General features: G+C 72.2%; 18 protein-coding genes. 7 read left to right on the plus strand and 11 right to left on the minus strand.

Annotation, left to right across the window (positions count from 1 at the left end; genetic code table 11):
• Window positions 1-6: 6 nt before the first annotated feature.
• Window positions 7-939, minus strand: a complete 933-nt coding sequence (locus O7623_RS07200; protein WP_282227809.1) for a phosphatidylinositol mannoside acyltransferase — start codon at window positions 937-939, stop codon at window positions 7-9.
• A complete protein-coding gene (gene pgsA / locus O7623_RS07205; protein ID WP_282227810.1) occupies window positions 936-1,574 on the minus strand; it encodes a phosphatidylinositol phosphate synthase in 639 nt (212 codons plus the stop codon). Before pgsA ends, O7623_RS07200 begins: the two co-directional genes overlap by 4 nt.
• A gap of 361 nt (window positions 1,575-1,935) precedes the next feature.
• Between pgsA and O7623_RS07210 the strand changes: the two genes are divergently transcribed.
• Window positions 1,936-4,059: an elongation factor G-like protein EF-G2 gene (locus O7623_RS07210; RefSeq protein ID WP_282227811.1), complete on the plus strand. Its 2,124-nt coding sequence runs from the start codon at window positions 1,936-1,938 to the stop codon at window positions 4,057-4,059.
• A 109-nt stretch (window positions 4,060-4,168) separates the two neighbouring features.
• Here the strand turns inward: O7623_RS07210 and O7623_RS07215 are convergent, their stop codons facing one another.
• The gene (locus O7623_RS07215; RefSeq protein ID WP_282229344.1) at window positions 4,169-4,645 is read right to left on the minus strand and encodes an HIT domain-containing protein; all 477 of its coding nucleotides are present in this window, start codon (window positions 4,643-4,645) and stop codon (window positions 4,169-4,171) included.
• 115 nt (window positions 4,646-4,760) lie between these two features.
• On the minus strand, window positions 4,761-6,770 hold the full coding sequence (thrS, locus tag O7623_RS07220; RefSeq protein ID WP_282227812.1) for a threonine--tRNA ligase: 2,010 nt from the start codon (window positions 6,768-6,770) through the stop codon (window positions 4,761-4,763).
• A gap of 189 nt (window positions 6,771-6,959) precedes the next feature.
• Between thrS and O7623_RS07225 the strand changes: the two genes are divergently transcribed.
• The 5 genes from O7623_RS07225 (at window position 6,960) to O7623_RS07245 (ending at window position 12,787) form a co-directional block, all read left to right on the plus strand.
• Window positions 6,960-8,102 (plus strand): class I SAM-dependent methyltransferase, encoded by a 1,143-nt coding sequence (locus O7623_RS07225; protein WP_282227813.1) that lies wholly within the window; start codon window positions 6,960-6,962, stop codon window positions 8,100-8,102.
• A 40-nt stretch (window positions 8,103-8,142) separates the two neighbouring features.
• Window positions 8,143-10,065, plus strand: a complete 1,923-nt coding sequence (locus O7623_RS07230; RefSeq protein WP_282227814.1) for a glycoside hydrolase family 3 protein — start codon at window positions 8,143-8,145, stop codon at window positions 10,063-10,065.
• A 117-nt stretch (window positions 10,066-10,182) separates the two neighbouring features.
• On the plus strand, window positions 10,183-10,872 hold the full coding sequence (locus tag O7623_RS07235) for a response regulator transcription factor (RefSeq protein ID WP_282227815.1): 690 nt from the start codon (window positions 10,183-10,185) through the stop codon (window positions 10,870-10,872).
• Between the two features lie 29 nt (window positions 10,873-10,901).
• The gene (locus O7623_RS07240) at window positions 10,902-12,308 is read left to right on the plus strand and encodes a HAMP domain-containing sensor histidine kinase (RefSeq protein WP_282227816.1); all 1,407 of its coding nucleotides are present in this window, start codon (window positions 10,902-10,904) and stop codon (window positions 12,306-12,308) included.
• A gap of 242 nt (window positions 12,309-12,550) precedes the next feature.
• Window positions 12,551-12,787, plus strand: coding sequence for a hypothetical protein (locus O7623_RS07245; protein WP_282227817.1), 237 nt, complete (start codon window positions 12,551-12,553; stop codon window positions 12,785-12,787).
• Here O7623_RS07245 and O7623_RS07250 read toward each other — a convergent pair.
• Complete coding sequence (locus tag O7623_RS07250) at window positions 12,775-13,827, minus strand: adenosine deaminase (RefSeq protein ID WP_282227818.1); 1,053 nt, start codon at window positions 13,825-13,827, stop codon at window positions 12,775-12,777. The two genes, O7623_RS07245 and O7623_RS07250, sit on opposite strands and share 13 nt — an antisense overlap.
• 153 nt (window positions 13,828-13,980) lie before the next feature.
• Between O7623_RS07250 and O7623_RS07255 the strand changes: the two genes are divergently transcribed.
• The gene (locus O7623_RS07255) at window positions 13,981-14,964 is read left to right on the plus strand and encodes an aldo/keto reductase (RefSeq protein ID WP_282227819.1); all 984 of its coding nucleotides are present in this window, start codon (window positions 13,981-13,983) and stop codon (window positions 14,962-14,964) included.
• 143 nt (window positions 14,965-15,107) lie between these two features.
• Here O7623_RS07255 and O7623_RS07260 read toward each other — a convergent pair whose 3' ends face one another.
• From O7623_RS07260 to O7623_RS07285, 6 genes are all read right to left on the minus strand, one after another.
• Entirely contained in the window at window positions 15,108-15,311 is a 204-nt protein-coding gene (locus O7623_RS07260; protein WP_007075740.1) for a cold-shock protein, read from the minus strand.
• Window positions 15,312-15,552: 241 nt separating this feature from the next.
• The gene (locus O7623_RS07265) at window positions 15,553-15,825 is read right to left on the minus strand and encodes a DUF4235 domain-containing protein (RefSeq protein ID WP_282227820.1); all 273 of its coding nucleotides are present in this window, start codon (window positions 15,823-15,825) and stop codon (window positions 15,553-15,555) included.
• Window positions 15,822-16,127, minus strand: coding sequence for a DUF3618 domain-containing protein (locus tag O7623_RS07270; RefSeq protein ID WP_282227821.1), 306 nt, complete (start codon window positions 16,125-16,127; stop codon window positions 15,822-15,824). Before O7623_RS07270 ends, O7623_RS07265 begins: the two co-directional genes overlap by 4 nt.
• The gene (locus tag O7623_RS07275) at window positions 16,124-16,546 is read right to left on the minus strand and encodes a phage holin family protein (protein ID WP_282227822.1); all 423 of its coding nucleotides are present in this window, start codon (window positions 16,544-16,546) and stop codon (window positions 16,124-16,126) included. The genes O7623_RS07270 and O7623_RS07275 overlap by 4 nt, the downstream gene beginning before the upstream one ends.
• A gap of 50 nt (window positions 16,547-16,596) precedes the next feature.
• Complete coding sequence (locus O7623_RS07280) at window positions 16,597-17,847, minus strand: mechanosensitive ion channel domain-containing protein (RefSeq protein WP_282227823.1); 1,251 nt, start codon at window positions 17,845-17,847, stop codon at window positions 16,597-16,599.
• 187 nt (window positions 17,848-18,034) lie between these two features.
• Window positions 18,035-18,856 carry a DUF1206 domain-containing protein gene (locus O7623_RS07285; RefSeq protein WP_282227824.1) on the minus strand — a complete coding sequence of 274 codons (822 nt, stop codon included), beginning with the start codon at window positions 18,854-18,856 and terminating at the stop codon, window positions 18,035-18,037.
• Window positions 18,857-18,934 lie beyond the last annotated feature (78 nt).

Below are 18,934 nucleotides of genomic sequence, written 5' to 3' on the forward strand. Positions count from 1 at the left end.
CTCCACTCATCCCGGCCCGGCGACGCCGGTGCCCGAGCGGCCACGGTCGGTGCCCGGCTGCCCGTCCAGCCAGAGCCGCTGCATCATGTGCCAGTCCTGCGGGTGCCGGGCGATCCCGGCGGCCATCCGGTCGGCGACCTGCTGGGTGAGCCGGCGTACCCGCTCGTCCAACGAGCCCGACGCCGGGTCGGGCAGCGGCAGCGGACCCTCCAGGGCCCCACGTGCCCGGTCCGGTTCGAACCACATCGTGGTGACGTACAACGGAGCACCGGTGCGCAGCGCCAGCAGGGCCGGCCCCGCAGGCATCCGGGTCCGACCGCCGAAGAACGTCACCTCCACGCCGCGCGCGGACAGGTCCCGGTCGGCCAGCAGCGGCACCACGTGGCCTTGCCCGATCCGGTCCAGCAGAACGTCGAAGGGTGGGCGCGGCCCGCCGGTGGCCGGGACGATCTCCATGCCGAGGCGTTCGCGGGCGGCGACGAACCGGTCGTAGACGCCCTCGGGGCGCAGCCGCTCGGCGACGGTGGTCAACGGCCAGCCGTTCGCCGCCACCCAGGCACCCGCCGCGTCCCAGTTGCCGGCGTGCGGCAACGCCACCACCGAGCCCTGCCCGGCAGCCACGTTGTCGGCCAGCATCTGTGACCCGGCCAGGTCGAACGCGGCGAGCCGCTGCTGACGGCTCAACGACGGCAGCCGGAACATCTCCATCCAGTACCGGGCGTAGGAGCGTACGGCGTCGCGCAGCAGCAGGTCGAACTCGGCTGCCGGCAGATCGGGTCCGACCACCCGGCGCAGGTTCTCCGCGAGCCGACGTACCGCCGGGCCGCCGCGCCGGTGGGCCCGGTCGGCACCCGCGCGGAACAGGGCCGCCGCCACCGGCCGGGGCATCGCCCGGACCGCCCGCCAGGCCGCCGCGTAGCCGAACTCGACCGGGGTCACGCGTCGACGCCCTGCGCCGAGCGCGCCAGCTCGGCGCTCTGCCGGTGGACGTGGACGATCCGCTGCCAGACGGTCACCAGCGACAGTGCGGCGAGCAGCCACAGCGCCGCCGGCAGCCCCCAGCTGACCCCGAGGCCGCTGAGCAGGCCACCGACCCCGACCAGGATCAGCCGTTCGGCGCGTTCGGCGATCCCGACGTTGCAACTCATGCCGAGACCCTCGGCGCGCGCCTTCACATAGGAGACGATGCCGCCCGCGACGAGGCAAATCAAGGCCGCCACCGCCCCGGGACGGTCTCCGCTGACGGCGAGCCAGTACGCCACCGAGGCGAAGATCGCGCCGTCGGCGATCCGGTCCATGCTCGAATCCAGGAACGCTCCGAAGGTGCTGGACCCACCGCGCAGCCGGGCCATGGTGCCGTCGAGCACGTCGGTCAACGCCGACAGGGTCACGATCACCAGGCCGGTGATCAGGTGTCCCCGGGCGCCGAAGCCGATCGCGCCGACGAGCACACCGACGGTGCCGGCGACCGTGACCGCGTTCGGCGGAATCCCGACACTGAGCAGTCCGCGGGCTACCGGCTCGATCACCCGGGTGATGCCCGCGCGGACGGACACTCTGAAGATCTTCGCCATGGCGGTCCCACGATAACGGTCGGTGGAAACGGGCGGCACGGTGGCCGTGGACACGGCCCGGACTCGGTCGCCGAGCGCCGGGATCCGGTGAACGGCGCGTCGCCGCGCGCCGGACTTGTGTACGGCGCGTCGCGGGTGTGGGATCGACTCGTGAACGTGAGTGAGCTCGCCCGGGCACCGCTCACGTTACCGAGCGGGTCCGTACCGCCCGACGATGTCGCCGTGGAATCACCCCACGGTCATCCCGCGGCCCACCAGCGGCACCATCGTCGCCGCGGTCGCATCCCACAGGGCACGGCTCCCGCCCCACGGAGCACGGCTCCCGCCCCACGCACGCAGTCAGCCAGGAGGTGCGCACGTCATGGCGCAGAAGAACCACGATCGCAGCGGCGCCGGGGCCGGCACGGCGGTGACCGATCCGGAACGCATCCGTAACGTCGTCGTCGTCGGGCACTCCGGGGCAGGTAAGACCACCCTGATCGAGGCGTTGCTGGCCGCCTCCGGCGTGATCGGCCGGGCCGGCACCGTACCGGACGGCACCACGGTGTGCGACCACGATCCGGCCGCCGTACGGCAGCAACGCTCGGTCGCCCTGACCTGCGCGCCCCTGATCCATCAGGAGGTGAAGGTCAACCTGCTGGACACCCCCGGGTACGCCGACTTCGTCGGTGAGCTGCGCGCCGGGCTACGGGCCGCCGACGCGGCGCTGTTCGTGGTCAGCGCCGCCGACGGGATGGACGCGGCCACCGCCGCGCTGTGGGAGGAGTGCGCGGCGGTGGAGATGCCGCGCGCGGTCGCGATCAGCCGCCTCGACCATCCCCGAGCGGACGTCGACGAGGCGGTGGCGCTGTGCCAACGGGTCTTCGGCGACAACGTGCTGCCGCTGCATCTGCCGATGCTGGCCGACGACGGGGTGCAGGTCGCCGGGCTGCTGGACCTGCTCGCCCGCCAGGTGCTGGACTACTCGGCCGGACACCCGCCACAGGTGCGGCCGCCGGACCCGGAGCATCTGCCGGCGATCACCGAGGCCCGCAACGAGCTGATCGAAGGCATCATCGCCGAGAGCGAGGACGAGACCCTGCTCGACCGGTACCTCGGCGGTGAGCAGCTCGACCCGAAGATGCTCGTCGACGACCTGGAGACGGCGGTGGCACGGGGGCACTTCTACCCGGTGCTGCCGGTCTGCGCGCACACCGGCGTCGGGCTCGACGCGCTGCTGTGGCTGCTGACCGCCGCGTTCCCGACTCCGACCGAGCACCCGTTGCCGGCGGTGACCGGAGTGGACGGATCGCCCCGGCCGCCGCTGCGCTGCGACCCGGGCGGCCCGCTGGTCGCCGAAGTGGTCCGGACCACGGTGGACCGGCACCTCGGCCGGGTGTCGCTGGTGCGGGTCTTCTCCGGCACGCTGAGCCCGGACCGGAGGGTGCACGTCGCCGGGCACGGGCTGGCCGACCGCGGCCACCCCGACCACGACGCCGACGAACGGGTGGCGCACGTCTACCGTCCACTGGGGGCACAGCTGCAGGAGGTGCCGGTCTGCGTCGCCGGTGACATCTGCGCGATCACCAAGTCGGGCAGCGCGGAGACCGGCGACACCATCTCCGCCGCCGACGATCCGCTGCTGGTCGAACCCTGGCAGATGCCCGAGCCGCTGCTGCCCGTGGCGGTGGTGGCGGCGAGCCGGGCCGACGAGGACACCCTGTCACGTAACCTGGGCCGGCTGGTCGCCGGCGACCCGACGCTGCGGCTGGAGCGCAACGCCGAGACCCAACAGCTGGTCCTGTGGTGCATGGGTGAGGCCCACGCCGACGTGGTGCTGGACCGGCTGCGCGGCGGCGGCGTCGAGTTGACCACCGAACCGGTCCGGGTGCCGCTGCGGGAGACGTTCACCGTGGCGGCCCGGGGGCACGGCCGGCACGTGAAGCAGTCCGGCGGGCACGGTCAGTACGCCGTCTGCGACATCGAGGTCGAGCCGCTGCCGCCGGGCAGTGGTGTCGAGTTCGTCGACCGGGTGGTGGGTGGCGCCGTGCCTCACCAGTACATCCCGTCGGTGGAGAAGGGGATCCGGGCCCAGCTGAGCCGGGGCGTCGTCGCCGGTCACCCGGTGGTGGACCTGCGGATCACCCTGGTCGACGGCAAGGCGCATCCGGTGGACTCGTCGGACGCGGCGTTCCAGACCGCCGGCGCGCTGGCGCTGCGTGACGCGGCGGCCACCGGGCGACCGGTGCTGCTGGAACCGGTGGACGAGATCGCCGTGGTGGTCCCGAACGGGTTCGTCGGCGCGGTGCTCGGCGACCTGGCCGGTCGGCGTGGCCGGGTACTGGGCACGACACCGACCGACGACGACACCGACCGGACGGTGGTCCGGGCCGAGGTGCCGGCGACCGAACTGCTGCGGTACGCGGTCGAGCTGCGCTCTATGACCAGTGGCGCCGGCACCTTCAGCCGGGCGTTCGCGCACTACGAGCCGGCCCCCGCCAGCTGACCCACCCCACCTCGCCCCACCCTTTCTCGACGATCTTGCAGTTATCGAGAACTTTTTTCCCGAGATGTTCCGCAATAAGTGCAAGATCGTCGGGGAAGGCGGGGCAGGGTCAGCTGGCCGGCCAGGCCTCGGCGAACAGGTCACGGGTGTCGGCCAACAGCTGCGGCAGCACCTTCGTTCGGCCGATCACCGGCATGAAGTTGGCGTCGCCGCCCCACCGGGGCACCACGTGCTGGTGCAGGTGGGCGGCGATGCCGGCACCGGCCACCGACCCCTGGTTCATGCCGATGTTGAACCCGTGGGCGTTGCTCACCCGCCGGACCATCCGCATCGCGGTCTGGGTGAAGGCGGCCAGCTCGGCGGTCTCCGCCGTGTCCAGCTGCGGATAGTCCGCGACGTGCCGGTACGGGCAGATCATCAGGTGACCCGGGTTGTACGGGTAGAGGTTGAGCACGGCGAAGACCCGCTCACCCCGGGCCACCACCAGGCTCTGCTCGGCGGCACGCTGCGGTGCCAGGCAGAACGGGCAGCCGCCCGGGGCGTCGTACCCGCCGTCGGGACGGTCCGCACCGGAGATGTACGCCATCCGGTGCGGCGTCCAGAGTCGTTCGAGGCCATCCGGCCCGGGTTGCCCGGTCGCGCCAGTCACCTCGTGATCCTACGGGCTCGGCGCGACCGGACGACCGCCCCGGCGGGGCGGCTCACTCGGCGGCGGTCGGACTGGCGTTGGTGCGTGAGCGCACCACGTCGACGACGTACGCCACCGCCTCCGCCAGCGGCACACCGTTGCGCTGCGTACCGTCACGGTAGCGGAAGGAGACGGTGCCGGCGGCGACGTCGGCGTCCCCGGCGATCGCCATGAACGGCACCTTCTGCTGCTGCGCGGTACGGATCTTCTTCTGCATCCGGTCGTCGGAGAAGTCCACCTCGGCACGGATGCCCTCGGCCCGCAGCATCGCCACGAACTCGGCCAGGTAGTCGCCGTGCTCGCCACGGATCGGGATACCGATCACCTGCACCGGTGCCAGCCAGGCCGGGAACGCGCCGGCGTAGTGCTCGGTGAGGATGCCGAAGAACCGCTCGATCGAGCCGAACAACGCGCGGTGGATCATCACCGGCTGCTGCCGGGTGCCGTCGGCGGCCTGATACTCCAGCCCGAACCGCTTCGGCTGGTTGAAGTCCAGCTGGATGGTGGACATCTGCCAGGTCCGGCCGATCGCGTCGCGGGCCTGCACCGAGATCTTCGGGCCGTAGAACGCCGCGCCACCCGGGTCGGGCACCAGCTCCAGGCCGGAGTCGACGGCCGCCTGACGCAGCGTCTCGGTCGCTTCTTCCCACTCGGCGGGGTCACCGATGAACTTGTCCGAGTCGTCGCGGGTCGACAACTCCAGGTAGAAGTCCTCCAGGCCGTAGTCGCGCAGCAGGTCGAGCACGAAGGCCAGCAACGAACGCAGCTCGCCGGGCATCTGCTCCTTGGTGCAGTAGATGTGCGAGTCGTCCATGGTCAGCCCGCGCACCCGGGTCAACCCGTGCACCACGCCGGACTTTTCGTACCGGTAGACGGTGCCGAACTCGAACAACCGCAGCGGCAGCTCCCGGTACGACCGCCCCCGCGAACGGAAGATCAGGTTGTGCATCGGGCAGTTCATGGCCTTCAGGTAGTACTGCGCACCCTCCATCTCCGCCGGCGGGAACATGGTGTCGGAGTAGTACGGCAGGTGCCCCGAGGTCTCGAACAGCTTCGACTTGCTGATGTGCGGGGAGTAGACGAACTCGTACCCGGACTGCTCGTGCCGCCGACGCGAGTAGTCCTCCAGCTCCCGACGGATGATGCCGCCCTTGGGGTGGAACACCGGCAGGCCGGAGCCGATCTCGTCGGGGAAACTGAACAGGTCCAGGTCCGCGCCGAGCTTGCGGTGGTCGCGGCGGGCGGCCTCGTCGAGCAGTTTCAGGTACGCCTTGAGCGCGTCCCGGGTCGGCCAGGCGGTGCCGTAGATGCGCTGCAGCTGCGGGTTGCGCTCGGAGCCCCGCCAGTACGCCGCCGCGCTGCGCATCAACTTGACCGCGCCGATCAACCGGGTCGACGGCAGGTGCGGACCCCGGCACAGGTCCGACCAGCAGGTCTTGCCCGAGGTCGGGTCGATGTTGTCGTAGATGGTCAACTCGCCGCCGCCGACCTCCATCACCTCGGCGGCGTCGAAGTCGGCGGCCCCTTTGACGTCGATCAGTTCCAGCTTGTACGGCTCGTCGGCGAGTTCGGCGCGGGCCGCGTCGAGGTCGGCGAAGCGCCGCCGACGGAACCGCTGACCCGACTTGACGATCTCCTGCATCCGCTTCTCCAGCCGGTCGAGGTCGTCCGGCTGGAACGGCTTGGCCACGTCGAAGTCGTAGTAGAAGCCGTTGACGATCGGCGGGCCGATGCCGAGCTTCGCCTCGGGAAACAGGTCCTGCACCGCCTGGGCGAGCACGTGCGCGGTGGAGTGGCGCAGCACGGCGAGCCCGTCCGGGGAGTCGATGGCGACCGGCTCCACCCGTACGTCGGCCTCCGGTGACCAGTCCAGGTCCCGCAGCGTGCCGTCGGGGTCCCGGACCACGACGATCGCCTTCGGGCCGTTCACCGGCAGGCCGGCGGCGGCGATCGCGTCCGCGGCCGTCGTCCCGGCCGGGACCGCGACGGGTTCGGCCTGGGGTGGGGCTGCGCTTGCGGACACGACGGACTCCTTCGGTCAGAAACGGTACGGCGACGAGGCCGTTGCCGATGCTAGCGGTCGGCACGCGCGCACCGGACGGCGACGCTGCCGGGGCGCGTCGGTGGCACCGGCGGCGGATCTTTACCGCTGCGTTGCTGTCCCGGCGGCGAACTCCTGACGGCGGCACCATCGCGGCGTTAGATTGACGCGGTGGCTCCCACCGACATGGTCGGCGCGTTGCGGCGCCGCTACGACTCATTTTTCGCCAGTCGGCCGCCGGTGCCGTTCGCGGTGGTGGACGAGGCCGGGGCGGAACACCACTTCGGGCCGGGTGCGCCCGAGTTCACCATCGCCGTACGGGATCCGCGCGGCGCGCGGGCACTGGCCGGCCTGGACCAGTTCGCGGTCGCCGTGGCGTACCGGCAGGGCTGGCTCGACCTCGACGGCGACCTGGCCGCGGCGCTGCGGATCCGGGCGTTCTTCAACGACCTGCATCCGGTGGCCCGCTTCTCCGGCCTGGTCACCGGGCTGCTGCGGGGCCGGCGGGAGGACGACCGGCGGGCCATCTCCCACCACTACGACGCCGAGAGCGACTTCTTCCTGACGTTCCTGGACACCCGGCACCGGTGCTACACCGAAGGGGTCTTCATCTCCGACGACGAACCGTTGGAGGACGCGATGACCCGCAAGATGGACCTGGCGTTGGATGCGATCGGAGTCAAGCCCGGTGACCGGGTGCTGGAGGTCGGCGGCGGCTGGGGGGCGTTCGCCGAGCACGCCGCCCGCCGGGGCGTCGAGGTGACCACGACGACGCTGTCGCGGGAATCGGAGCGCTACCTGACCGACCTGTTCGACCGGGAAGGACTCGCGGTCCGGGTGGTACGACAGCACATCCTCGCGTTCACCGACGACCGTCGTTACGACGCGATCGTCAACATGGGGGTCACCGAGCACCTGCCGGACTACCGCCGCACCCTGCGCAAGTACGCCGAACTGCTCGTCCCCGGCGGGCACGTATACCTGGACGCGCTGGCGATGCGGCGCAAGCACGTGGCGTCGGCGTTCATGAAGCGCTACATCTACCCGGGGCGGTCGGCGCCGCTGCTGCTGCACCAGTACCTGCGGCACGTGGCGCGCTCCCCGTTCGAACTGTGCAGCATCGCCGACGACCGGCACAACTACTACCTGACCTGCCGGGAGTGGGCGCGCCGGCTGGACGCCGCCCGCGACGAGATCGTGCAGCGCTGGGGCGAGGCGATGTACCGGCAGTTCCGGATCTTCCTGTGGGGCTCGGCCGCCGGCTTCGACACCGGGCTGGTGCAGGCGTACCGCTGGGTGCTGCGGCTGCCCTGAGGGATCGACGACGGTACCCGCGCGTGCGTACGCTCCGCCCGTGCGTACCCTCCGCCTGCCGCTGCCCCGCCGCCGCACCCGCACCCGCGTCCTGATCGGCGGCCTGATCGTCGCGCTGCTGGCCGGCGGGCTGGCCGTGGCCGGGCTGACCGCCGCGTCCGGGCCACCGGCGGGGTCGGACGCCGCCGCGCCTGCGGGCACGCCGCCGGCCGACGTGACCTACCGGGATCCGCACGTCCCGGTCGACGCACGGGTGGCCGACCTGCTCGCCCGGATGACCCTCGACGACAAGATCGGCCAGATGACCCAGGCCGAACGCGCCTCGGTGACCCCGGACGACCTCACCCGGTACCGGTTGGGTTCGGTGCTTTCCGGCGGCGGTTCCGCCCCCACACCCAACACCCCGGCCAGCTGGGCGGACATGTACGACCGGTTCCAGGACGGCGCGCTGGCCGCCCCGCTGGGCGTGCCGGTCATCTACGGCGTGGACGCGGTGCACGGCCACAACAACGTGGTCGGCGCGACGATCTTTCCGCACAACATCGGCCTCGGTGCCGCCGGCGACCCCGACCTGGTCGAACGGATCGGCCGGGCGACCGCCACCGAGATGCGCGGCACCGGCATCCCCTGGAACTTCGCCCCCTGTCTCTGCGTGGTCCGCAACGACCGCTGGGGCCGCGGCTACGAGTCCTTCGGCGAGACCCCCGCCCTGCCCAGCGCCATGACCAGCGTGATCACCGGGATGCAGGGGCCGTCGCTGGCCGACCCGACGTCGGTGCTGGCCACCGCCAAGCACTACCTGGGCGACGGCGGCACCACCGGCGGGGTCGATCAGGGCGACACCGAGCTGCCCGAGGCCGAGCTGCGCCGCGTCCATCTGCCGCCGTTCCAGGCCGCGATCGCTCGCGGCGTCGGCTCGATCATGGTCTCCTACAACAGCTGGAACGGCAGCAAGCTGCACGGCCACCGGTACCTGGTCACCGACGTGCTCAAGACCGAACTCGGCTTCACCGGCTTCGTCGTGTCGGACTGGAACGGCATCGACCAGATAGACGGCGTACCGGGGTTGAGCGCGGCCGACGTCCGCCAGGCGGTCAACGCCGGGATCGACATGGCGATGGTGCCGACCGACTGGCGACGCTTCATCGACCTGCTTCGCACGGAGGTCGAGGCCGGTCGGGTCGCCATGGACCGCGTCGACGACGCGGTCCGGCGCATCCTGACCAAGAAGGTCGAGCTCGGCCTCTTCGAGCGGCCGTACGCCGACCGGTCGCTGACCGCCAGCATCGGTGCCCCGGCGCACCGGGCGCTGGCCCGGGAGGCGGTGGGGGCCTCCCAGGTGCTGCTGCGTAACACCGGCGGGATCCTGCCGCTGGACCCGGCCGGCAACCGGATCTTCGTCGCCGGCAGCAACGCCGACGACATCGGCCACCAGAGTGGCGGCTGGACCATCACCTGGCAGGGCGGCAGCGGCCCGATCACACCGGGCACGTCGATCCTGGCCGGGATCCGGGCGGCGGTGGACCCTTCCACACAGGTCACCTACGACGCCACCGGCACCGGGATCGACAGTTCCTACCGGGTGGCGGTCGCGGTGGTCGGGGAGACGCCGTACGCCGAGGGCGAGGGCGACCGGCCGGCGGCGATGGGGCTGCGCGACACCGACCTGGCGACCATCGAACGGCTGCGGGCCGCCGGGGTACCGGTGGTGGTCGTGCTGGTCTCCGGCCGGCCGTTGGACGTCGCCGGGCAGGTGTCCGGCTGGGCCGCGCTGCTCGCGTCGTGGCTGCCCGGCACCGAGGGCGCAGGCGTCGCCGACGTGCTCTTCGGGGTCCGCGCGCCGACCGGGAAACTTCCGCTCACCTGGATGGCCGGTGCCGACCAGCAGCCGATCCACGACGGTGACGGACAGTCGCCGCTGTACCCGTACGGCTTCGGGTTGACCTATCCCTCGGCGGACTGACCGGTCCGACCACGGCGGGGTGCCGCAGCCGGAGCGCGGGGGCGCCGGGTCCGGAGCGCGGGGGTGCCGGGCGGGGCGTGCCGGCCGCCGACTTGCCAAGGGCAGTACGGTCGTGAGGTGGCTACGGTGCTGTTGGTCGAGGACGACCACGTCGTGCGCGGCGCCATGTTGCGCTCGCTGGCCGACCGGGGACACGCGGTCCACGCCGTCGGCACGGCCCTGGACGCGCTGCGTCGGGTCGCCGCCGAAACCCCTGACCTGGTCGTTCTCGACCTGGGCCTGCCCGACCTGGACGGTGCCGACGCGCTGCGGATGCTGCGCGGCATCACCGACGTGCCGATCATCATCGCCACCGCCCGCGACGACGAACAGGCGATCGTTCGGCTGCTGCGGGCCGGTGCCGACGACTACATGGTCAAGCCGTTCACCGGCGCCCACCTCGACGCCCGGATCACCACGGTGCTGCGCCGGGCCGGCCGGGCCAGCCGCTCGGTCCCGCCGGCCGTGCACCAGGTGGGTGGCCTGCGGGTCGACGTCGGGGAGCGCAGCGCGACGCTGGACGGCGAGGCCCTCGCGCTGACCCGCAAGGAGTTCGACCTGTTGGCCTACCTGGCCGCCCGGCCAGGTCGGGTAGTGTCCCGCCGGGAGCTGTTGGAGGAGGTATGGCGGCAGCCGTCGGTCGGCGAGGACCAGACCATCGACGTTCATCTTTACTGGCTTCGCCGCAAAATGGGCGAATCCGCAGCGAAGCCGCGTTACCTGCGCACCGTGCGGGGGGTCGGCTTCCGGTTGGTGGTACCCGACTGAGGTTGGCACTGGCCTACCTCGGGGCCGGCATGACGTCGATCATCGCGCTGGTCTTCCTGATCCCGCTGGGGCTGCAACTGCAGCAGGAGACCCGGGAACAGGCCCTCGCCGACGCCGCCCGCCGGGCCGCCGTGGTGCGCGGCGCGCTGACGATCAGCAACGACCCGGAATCGGTCCGCCAAGCGGTCGCCAACCTCGGCGAGAGCGCCGAGCGGCAGCCCGTCGTGCACGGGCTCGACCTCGGCGGTACGCCCCGGGCGAGCACCCGCGACGTGGCCGACACCGCCGCCGGCACCGAGCCCGTGGTGGTGGCCACCGACGGCGGGGTGCTGCACCTCGAGCCGGTGACGGTCGGCGAGGCGGTGACCGTCGTCGAGGTGTTCGTCGCCGACGCCGAGCTCAACCAGGGCGCCACCGGCACCTGGCTGTTGCTCTTCGGCATCGCCGCTGGCCTGGTGGTCTGCTCCGTCATCGTGGTGGACCGGATCGCCGCCCGAGCGGTCGCCTCGGCCAAGGGCCTGGTCAAGGCGGCGATGGCGGTCGGGGACGGCGACCTGGGGGTCCGCATCCAGCCGAGCGGGCCGCGTGAGCTGGCCGAGGCCGGGTACGCGTTCAACCGGATGGCCGACCGGCTGGTCGCCTCCCGTACCGACGAACGGGAACTCGTCGCCGACCTGTCCCACCGGCTGCGCACACCGTTGACGGTGCTGCGGCTGGACGCCGACGCACTCGACTCCGACGACACCAGCGTCGGCTCGTTCAGCGAGGCCGAGCTGGACCGCCGCCGCACCATCCGCCGGATCCGGCAGGCGATCGTCACCCTCGAAGGTGAGGTCGACGTGCTGATCAACACCACCCGCAAGACGGTCACCCAGGAGACCGGGCCGGGCAGCTGCGACGTGGCCGAGGTGGTCCGCGACCGGATGGTCTTCTGGTCGGCGCTGGCCGGAGACCAGAACCGCGCGTACACGGTGATCGGCGCGCAGCTGCGGACTCCCGTCCCGGTGCCCCGGGCGGAGCTGGCCGCCGCCCTCGACGCCGTGCTGGGCAACGTGTTCCGCTACACCCCGCAGGGCACCGCGTTCGAGGTGGCGGTCTCCCGCCGCGACGGGTACGTGGCCATCCGGGTCGACGACGCCGGTCCCGGCATCGCCAACCCTGACCGTGCGCTACGCCGTGGTGCCAGCGACCAGGGCTCCACCGGGCTCGGCCTGGACATCGCCCGACGGGTGGCGTTGCAGGCCAATGGTTCGGTCAGCCTGGACCGGGCCCGGCTCGGCGGCGCCAGCGTGGTGATGCTGCTCGCCGACGCCGAGGCCGCCCCACCCCGGCCCGCCAGCCGGTTCGGCCTGGTCGGACGGCTGGCCCGGGAACGGGACCGCAACCCGGTCCGCGGCCGGCAACCCGACGCTGACTCCCCCGCCGCGCCGCACTGACCCGGGGCGCAGGTCACATCCCGGTCTTCAGTGGCGCAAGCTTTTCTTAGGTCTGGATTAACGCCGTTCCGTTGGAGACGCACCAGGTGGCAGCATCTGCTGCGAACCCATCGGCAACCCTGGACCGTCACCCGCAGTACCGTCCCGTGTCCCAAGGTCCAGGGTTGCTTGCGCGCGGCGGGGCCCGGTCCCCCAACATCGTCGTCCCGCCGCGCGCCCACCTTGGACAGAGGTAGGTCTACGTGTCACCGCCGCTACGGAACTCCCCCACCGGAGCCCGGCGGGACGGGCGCGACGACGAAGGCGCCGAACCACTGGAGCCTGCGACGCCAGACGGGCCCGACGCCGAGGTCGAGGACGAAACCGGCCTGGTCACCCCCCGGCAACTGCTGCGCTGGGTGGCCGTGGTCGGTGCCCTGGTCATCGCGGTCCTGGCCTGCTGGCAGGACCCGAGCTACGCCGACGGCTACCGCGGCTGACCCGCTGCGGCCACGTACCGGTCGATCTCACCGGTCAGCCGCGCCTTGTCCGGTGCCGGCAGGAACGACGCGCTGACCGCGTTACGGGCCAGCCCGGCCAGCTGCGCCGCGTCCGCACCCAGCAGCCCGGCGGCGACGAGATACTCCTGATTGAGGCTGGTGCCGAACATCGGCGGATCGTCGGAGTTGATCGTCACCAGCAGCCCGGCCGCCACCATCTCGGCCAGTGGGTGCGCGGCCAGGTCGGCGACCGCCCCGGTCCGCAGGTTCGAGGTGGGGCAGACCTCCAGCGGGATCTGCCGCTGCGCCAGGTGATCGACCAACCGCGCGTCCCGTACGCAGGACGTACCGTGCCCGATCCGTTCGGCGTGCAGCTGGTGCAGCGCGTCCCAGATCGTCTCCGGCCCGGTGGTCTCCCCCGCGTGGGGCACCGAGTGCAGCCCGGCCGCCCGGGCCTTGTCGAAGTACGGCTTGAACTGCGGGCGCGGCACCCCGATCTCCGGCCCGCCGAGACCGAAGCTGATCAACCCGTCCGGGGCCTCGTCCAGACAGATCCGCAGGGTCTCCTCGGCCGCCGGCAGGCCGGCCTCGCCCGGGATGTCGAAGCACCAGCGCAGTTCGACGCCGAAGTCGGCGCGGGCCCGGTGCCGGGCGTCCTCGAGCGCGGCGCAGAACGCCGGCGCCGGGATGCCCCGACGCACGTGCGAGTACGGCGTCACCGTCAGCTCGGCGTAGCGGACCTGCTGGGCGGCCAGCTCCCGGGCCACCTCGTGGGTGAGGATCCAGACGTCCTCGTCGTCGCGGATCAGGTCGACCACGCTCAGGTAGATCTCGATGAAGTGGGCGAAGTCGCGGAAGACGAAATAGTCGGCGAGCAGGTCCGGGTCGGCCGGCACCGGGGTCTGGCCCTCGTGCCGGCCGGCGAGCTCGGCGACGATCCGGGGCGACGCCGACCCGACGTGGTGCACGTGCAACTCGGCCTTCGGCAGGCCCTCGACGAACGCCGACAACTCGGGCGTCACGGGTGGCGGCTGACTCACCGGCTGCTGCGACCTCCTCGAACCAGGACCGCCGTCCGGCGGCGACCCGCGCCGGGCCACACCCCCGGCCCAGGACTCGTATCATGCCGGCTCGCCTCGGCGGCGACCGGCTGCGCCGAGCGTACCGTCCGGGCGGTCGACTAGGCTCGCCTGGTGGACAAGCGTACGTTTCCGCGGCTGGGCCGCACAGCGGGTGTGATCGGTCTGGGTGCCTGGCAGCTCGGCGCGGACTGGGGGACGGTCAGCGAGGACGACGCGCTGGCGACGCTGGCCGCCGCCGTCGACGCCGGCACCACGTTCCTGGACACCGCCGACGTGTACGGCGACGGGCGCAGCGAACGGATCATCGGCCGGTTCCTGCGGGAGTCCGGGTCGGGCGAGCTGTTCGTCGCCACCAAGATGGGCCGTCGGGTGCCGCAGGAGCCGGCCGCGTACGTGCTGGACAACTTCCGGGCCTGGACCGACCGGTCACGGGAGAACCTCGGCGTCGACACCCTCGACCTGGTCCAACTGCACTGCCCGCCGACCGAGGTGCTGCACACCGACGCGGTCTACGACGCACTGGACACCCTGGTGGCGGAGAAACGGATCGCCGCGTACGGGGTGAGCGTGGAGACCGTCGACGAGGCGCTGGCCGCGATCGCCCGGCCGGGTGTCGCCAGCGTGCAGATCATCCTGAACGCGTTGCGGCTCAAGCCGGTCGAACGGGTGCTGCCAGCGGCGGCCGCCGCTGGCGTCGGCATCATCGCGCGGGTACCGCTGGCCAGTGGTCTGCTCTCCGGCCGGTACGACGAGCAGACCCGGTTCGCCGCCGACGACCACCGCACCTTCAACCGCGACGGCGCGGCGTTCGACGTCGGCGAGACCTTCTCCGGCGTCGACTTCAGCACCGGGTTGGCGGCGGTCCGCCGGCTCGCGCCACTGGTGCCGCAGCAGGCGACCATGGCCCAGTTCGCGTTGCGCTGGATCCTGGACCAGCCGGGCGTCACCGTGGTGATCCCCGGTGCCCGCAACCCGCAGCAGGCCCGCGACAACGCGGCGGCGGCCGGGCTGGCCCCGCTCGACGAGGCGGCCCGGCAGGCCGTGGCGCAGGTCTACGACGAGTTGATCCGACCGCAGGTGCACCACCGGTGGTGACGCCGCCGGGCCGGCCGGCCCACCGGCACGGCAACGGCCGGTGACGGGAAAGCCCCGCGTCCGGTGCGGACACGGGGCTTCCTGTGCACAAGCTTCCCGGGTAGAGCCGGGCCCAGCAGCCGACGTCGCGCCGGCGACTGAGGTCAGATGGGGCGGACCTGCTCGGCCTGCGGGCCCTTCTGGCCCTGGGCGATCTCGAACTCCACCCGCTGGTTCTCCTCCAGCGTCCGGTAGCCGCTGGTCTGGATGGCCGAGAAGTGGACGAACACGTCAGCACCCCCGCCGTCGACGGTGATGAAGCCGAAGCCCTTGTCTGCGTTGAACCACTTCACGGTTCCCTGCGCCATGTGTATCTCCTTCTGAAACTGGCGGCCAAGCACGCCGTGCGGCCGGTTGGCCGTTTTCGAGCAGCGGCGCCTGAGGTGGCCCCCGGTGAAGGAGGACTCTCAACCCACGCTGTCTCGCAACAGCGTGGACAGCAAACCACGTACGCAAAAACTTCGCACAGCCTACCTGACGAACGTCGCCGACATGTGACCTGAGACGCCGTTCACGCCCCCGTGGCGTGCGCAAATCCGGTCATCGTCGTCAGCCCGGCCAGCGGCCGGTCAACCGGCGGACACCCGTCGCTCCGCCCCGGTCGACGGCGGCCCGGACGACCGAGAAGATCGCCCCCTGCAGGGCCGCCGCGGCGAGCACTTCACCCCAGCCCCGCTCCTCGTCGATGGCGCTGGGCGCGTCGTCGTCGCCGGCGGCGGCCTTCCACACCTGTCGGAAGATCGCCCCGGCCAGGGCTCCGGCGGCCATCCCCAGAATCAGGCCCACCGGACGGTAGGCCAGCTTGTCGACCGGCTTGCTCACCGGCGCCTCCCTCGCATCGTCACCCACACCACGGCCACGCTGACCAGCACGCCGGCCACCGCCACCGCCGGCAACGCGCCGCGCGGGCCGGACCGGCGTACGTCGGCCAGTACCTGGTCGGCCCGGTCCCGCAGCCGCCGCCGGGTCCGCGCGGCACCGACGCGCACCCGGCTCTTCACGTCCGTCTTGGCGGCCAGCGCCTGGACCGTCTGTCCGAGCTCGGCCCGGGTCCGCCGGATGTCGGCCCGCAGCAGGTCCAGGTCGCCGCTGCCGTTACCCGATCTGCCGTTGTGTGAGGTCACGGCTGCCGCCCCCGCTTCATCGCCGCGCCGACCACGGTCACGTCGGCGCGCAGACTGTCCGCCGTCGCGGTCGGCACCGGCGGGGCCGCCTGCCGGACCTGACGCCGGCCGGCCAGCGCCAGCCCGCCGGCCACCGCGAAGAGCAGCACCGCCACGACCAGCGCCGCGACCCACGGCGGCCAGGCCTGGCCGAGCAGCAGGACGGCCGCGGCGATCAGCGTGCCGAGGCCGTACAGAGCCATGACGCCGCCGCCGCCGAACAGGCCGATGCCCATTCCGGCGTGTTTGCCTTTTTCAGTCAGTTCCGCCCGGGCCAACGCGAGCTCGTCACGGACCAGCCGCGATATCTGCTCACCTGCCTGTTGCACGAGTTCCGCGGTGGACTGCTCGGCGGGTGGCCGGTGCAAGACGTCGGCCATGGTGCCTCCTTTCCCGCTGTTCGCCGCTGTATGCCCGGCCCGGGACCAGATCAATCCTGTTGCCGCGGATCCGGGCCGGTGGAATCGTCCGGGCCGACGAAGACAGAGGCCCGGGCCTCGCCGTCGGCACCGCCGCCGAACAGCCGGGCGTCGTCGGGCGGCTCGGCCTCGAGGGCGGGCCGTACGCGGCCCCGGCCGACCCGGTCGCGGCCGACCCGGTCGCGGGCGGCGGCCGGCGGGCGCAGATCCAGCCAGTCCGACAGGCCGTTGCCGTCGCCGACCTCGGCCCGCCAGCGGGGCAACGCGGTCGGCCGCTGATCGCGGACCCACCGGACCAGATGTTCGCGGACCAGACAGCGCAGATCCCACAGACTCGGGGAGTCGGCCGCGCTGACCAGGGCCCGCAGCCGCACCGTGCCGCCCGTCGCGTCGGTCACCTGCAGTACGCAGACCCGGCCGTCCCACAGCTCGGAGGACTCCACCAGGCGACGCAGTTCCTCACGCATCACCTGCACCGGAACCGACCAGTCCAGGTCGAACTCCGCGGTGCCGAGCACCGCCGCCCGGGTCCGGGTCCAGTTCTGGAAGGGGCGGGTGGTGAAGTACGAGGTCGGCAGGATGAGCCGCCGGTCGTCCCAGATGTGCACCACGACGTAGCTGAGGGTGAGCTCCTCGATCCGGCCCCACTCGCCCTCCACCACGACGACGTCGTCGATGCGCACCGCGTCGCTGAAGGCCAGCTGCAGGCCGGCGATGACGTTGCCGAGCACGCTCTGCGCGGCGAGCGCGGCCACCACGCCGATGACCCCGGCGGAGGCGAGCAGGCTGGCACCGACGCCCCGGACGGCGGGGAAGGTCATCAGCATCACGCCGATGGTCAGCACCACGGTCACCGCGATGGTGACCCGGCGCAGCATCACCACCTGGGTGTGCAGCCGCCGGGCGTGCCGGTTGTCGGGCACGTCGGTTCGGAACCGGGCCAGCGTGGTGTCCTCCAGGACCAGCAGCAGCGCCCCGACCAGCCAGGCGCACGAGGCGATGGTCGCCAGCACCAGCAGGTGCAATGTGGTCCGTCGCCAGGGTTCGCCGACGGCGTACCCGGTGGAGAACCGCACCGCGAACTGGACCGCCGCGACGGTCGCCGCCGCCAGCACGGGCCGGTGGGCGTGGGTGGCGAGCTCGGCGAGCAGCACCGAACGCCGGCCCAGCCGGCGCACGATCCGGTGGCCGAAGGCCACCAGTCCCACCGCCAGCAGGGCCGCCCCGACGGTCACGATCGCCGTCACCACAACCGGATGCACGAAGTTCCTCCCTCCACCGCACGCCGATCGCCACCGGCCGCGGCCGGTGGCGATCGGCGTGCGGACGATCGGGCGGCGGCCGGAGATGATCGCGCTGTTTGCGATCTTTGGCAGCGAAATGCCAAGGATGCCGGAAGTGTCGCCGGACCGCCAGGCGGGACCGCAGGTCAGTGACCGGTCACACCCCTCAGACCTTGCGGTAGCGGGACTGGGCGAAGCAGTAGACGCCGAACGCCGCGAAGCCGGCCGCCACCAGACAGAGCAACAGGGTGCCGAACGCCTGCTCCCGCAGCGTGTGCAGCGCCGCGTCCAGGCCCCGGGCCTGCTCGGGTGCGTACTGCACGGCGGCGACCACGACCAGCACCCCCGCAGTGCCGTACGCGACGCCCTTGGCCACGTACCCGACCATGCCCAGCCGGCAGATCACCCGGCGCGCCTTCGCGCTCATCTGCCCGGTCCGCAGGTGCTTGGTGAAGCGCTGGGTGATCCCGTTGACCGCCATGCCGATCCCGATGCCGACCAGCACCACACCGGCGGCGCCGACGAGCCACCGGCCACCCGGCTCGGCCATCACCCGTGCGCTCATCGCCTGCTGCTGCCCGGCGGTGTCCGCGTTGGCGTCGCGGAACACCTGCACGGCGGTCCAGGCGAAGGAGAGATACACCGCCGTACGCCCGGCGGAGAGTACCCGCTCGACGACCCGGTCGCGGCCCTGCTCAGCGCGGTGCCCGACCGCGGCCTCGATCCCCTGCCAGAGCGCCATGGCGGCCAGCCCGACCGCGACCGCGACCAGCAGCACCTTGCCCAACGGCTGCTGGGCAAGGGTCCGCAGGGCACCGGACTGGTCGCCGTTCGCGCCGGACCGACCGAAGGCGATCTGCAGTGCGAGCCAGGCCACCAGCAGGTGGACTACTCCGTATCCAATGAATCCGACTCTGGCCAGCGTCTCCAGCCAGCGGCTCTCGCCAACCTGGTGAGCGGTGCGTCGCGCGTCGCGGGTGTTCGGCATGGCCGCTTCAATGACCGGTGCCGACCACTGTCAAACCTGCCCGGCCGGCACCGCGATCTCGGCACCGGCCGGTGCCGA

It is taken from the genome of Solwaraspora sp. WMMD791 (assembly GCF_029581195.1).
GTDB lineage: Bacteria > Actinomycetota > Actinomycetes > Mycobacteriales > Micromonosporaceae > Micromonospora_E.

Bases quoted from the DNA above. Each gene is read 5' to 3' on its own strand.
- pgsA (WP_282227810.1), bottom strand. From the start codon at position 1,574: ATGGCGAAGATCTTCAGAGTGTCCGTCCGCGCGGGCATCACCCGGGTG.
- O7623_RS07210 (WP_282227811.1), top strand. From the start codon at position 1,936: ATGGCGCAGAAGAACCACGATCGCAGCGGCGCCGGGGCCGGCACGGCG.
- O7623_RS07215 (WP_282229344.1), bottom strand. From the start codon at position 4,645: ATGGCGTACATCTCCGGTGCGGACCGTCCCGACGGCGGGTACGACGCC.
- O7623_RS07240 (WP_282227816.1), top strand. From the start codon at position 10,902: ATGACGTCGATCATCGCGCTGGTCTTCCTGATCCCGCTGGGGCTGCAA.
- O7623_RS07260 (WP_007075740.1), bottom strand. From the start codon at position 15,311: ATGGCGCAGGGAACCGTGAAGTGGTTCAACGCAGACAAGGGCTTCGGC.
- O7623_RS07275 (WP_282227822.1), bottom strand. From the start codon at position 16,546: ATGGCCGACGTCTTGCACCGGCCACCCGCCGAGCAGTCCACCGCGGAA.
- O7623_RS07285 (WP_282227824.1), bottom strand. From the start codon at position 18,856: ATGCCGAACACCCGCGACGCGCGACGCACCGCTCACCAGGTTGGCGAG.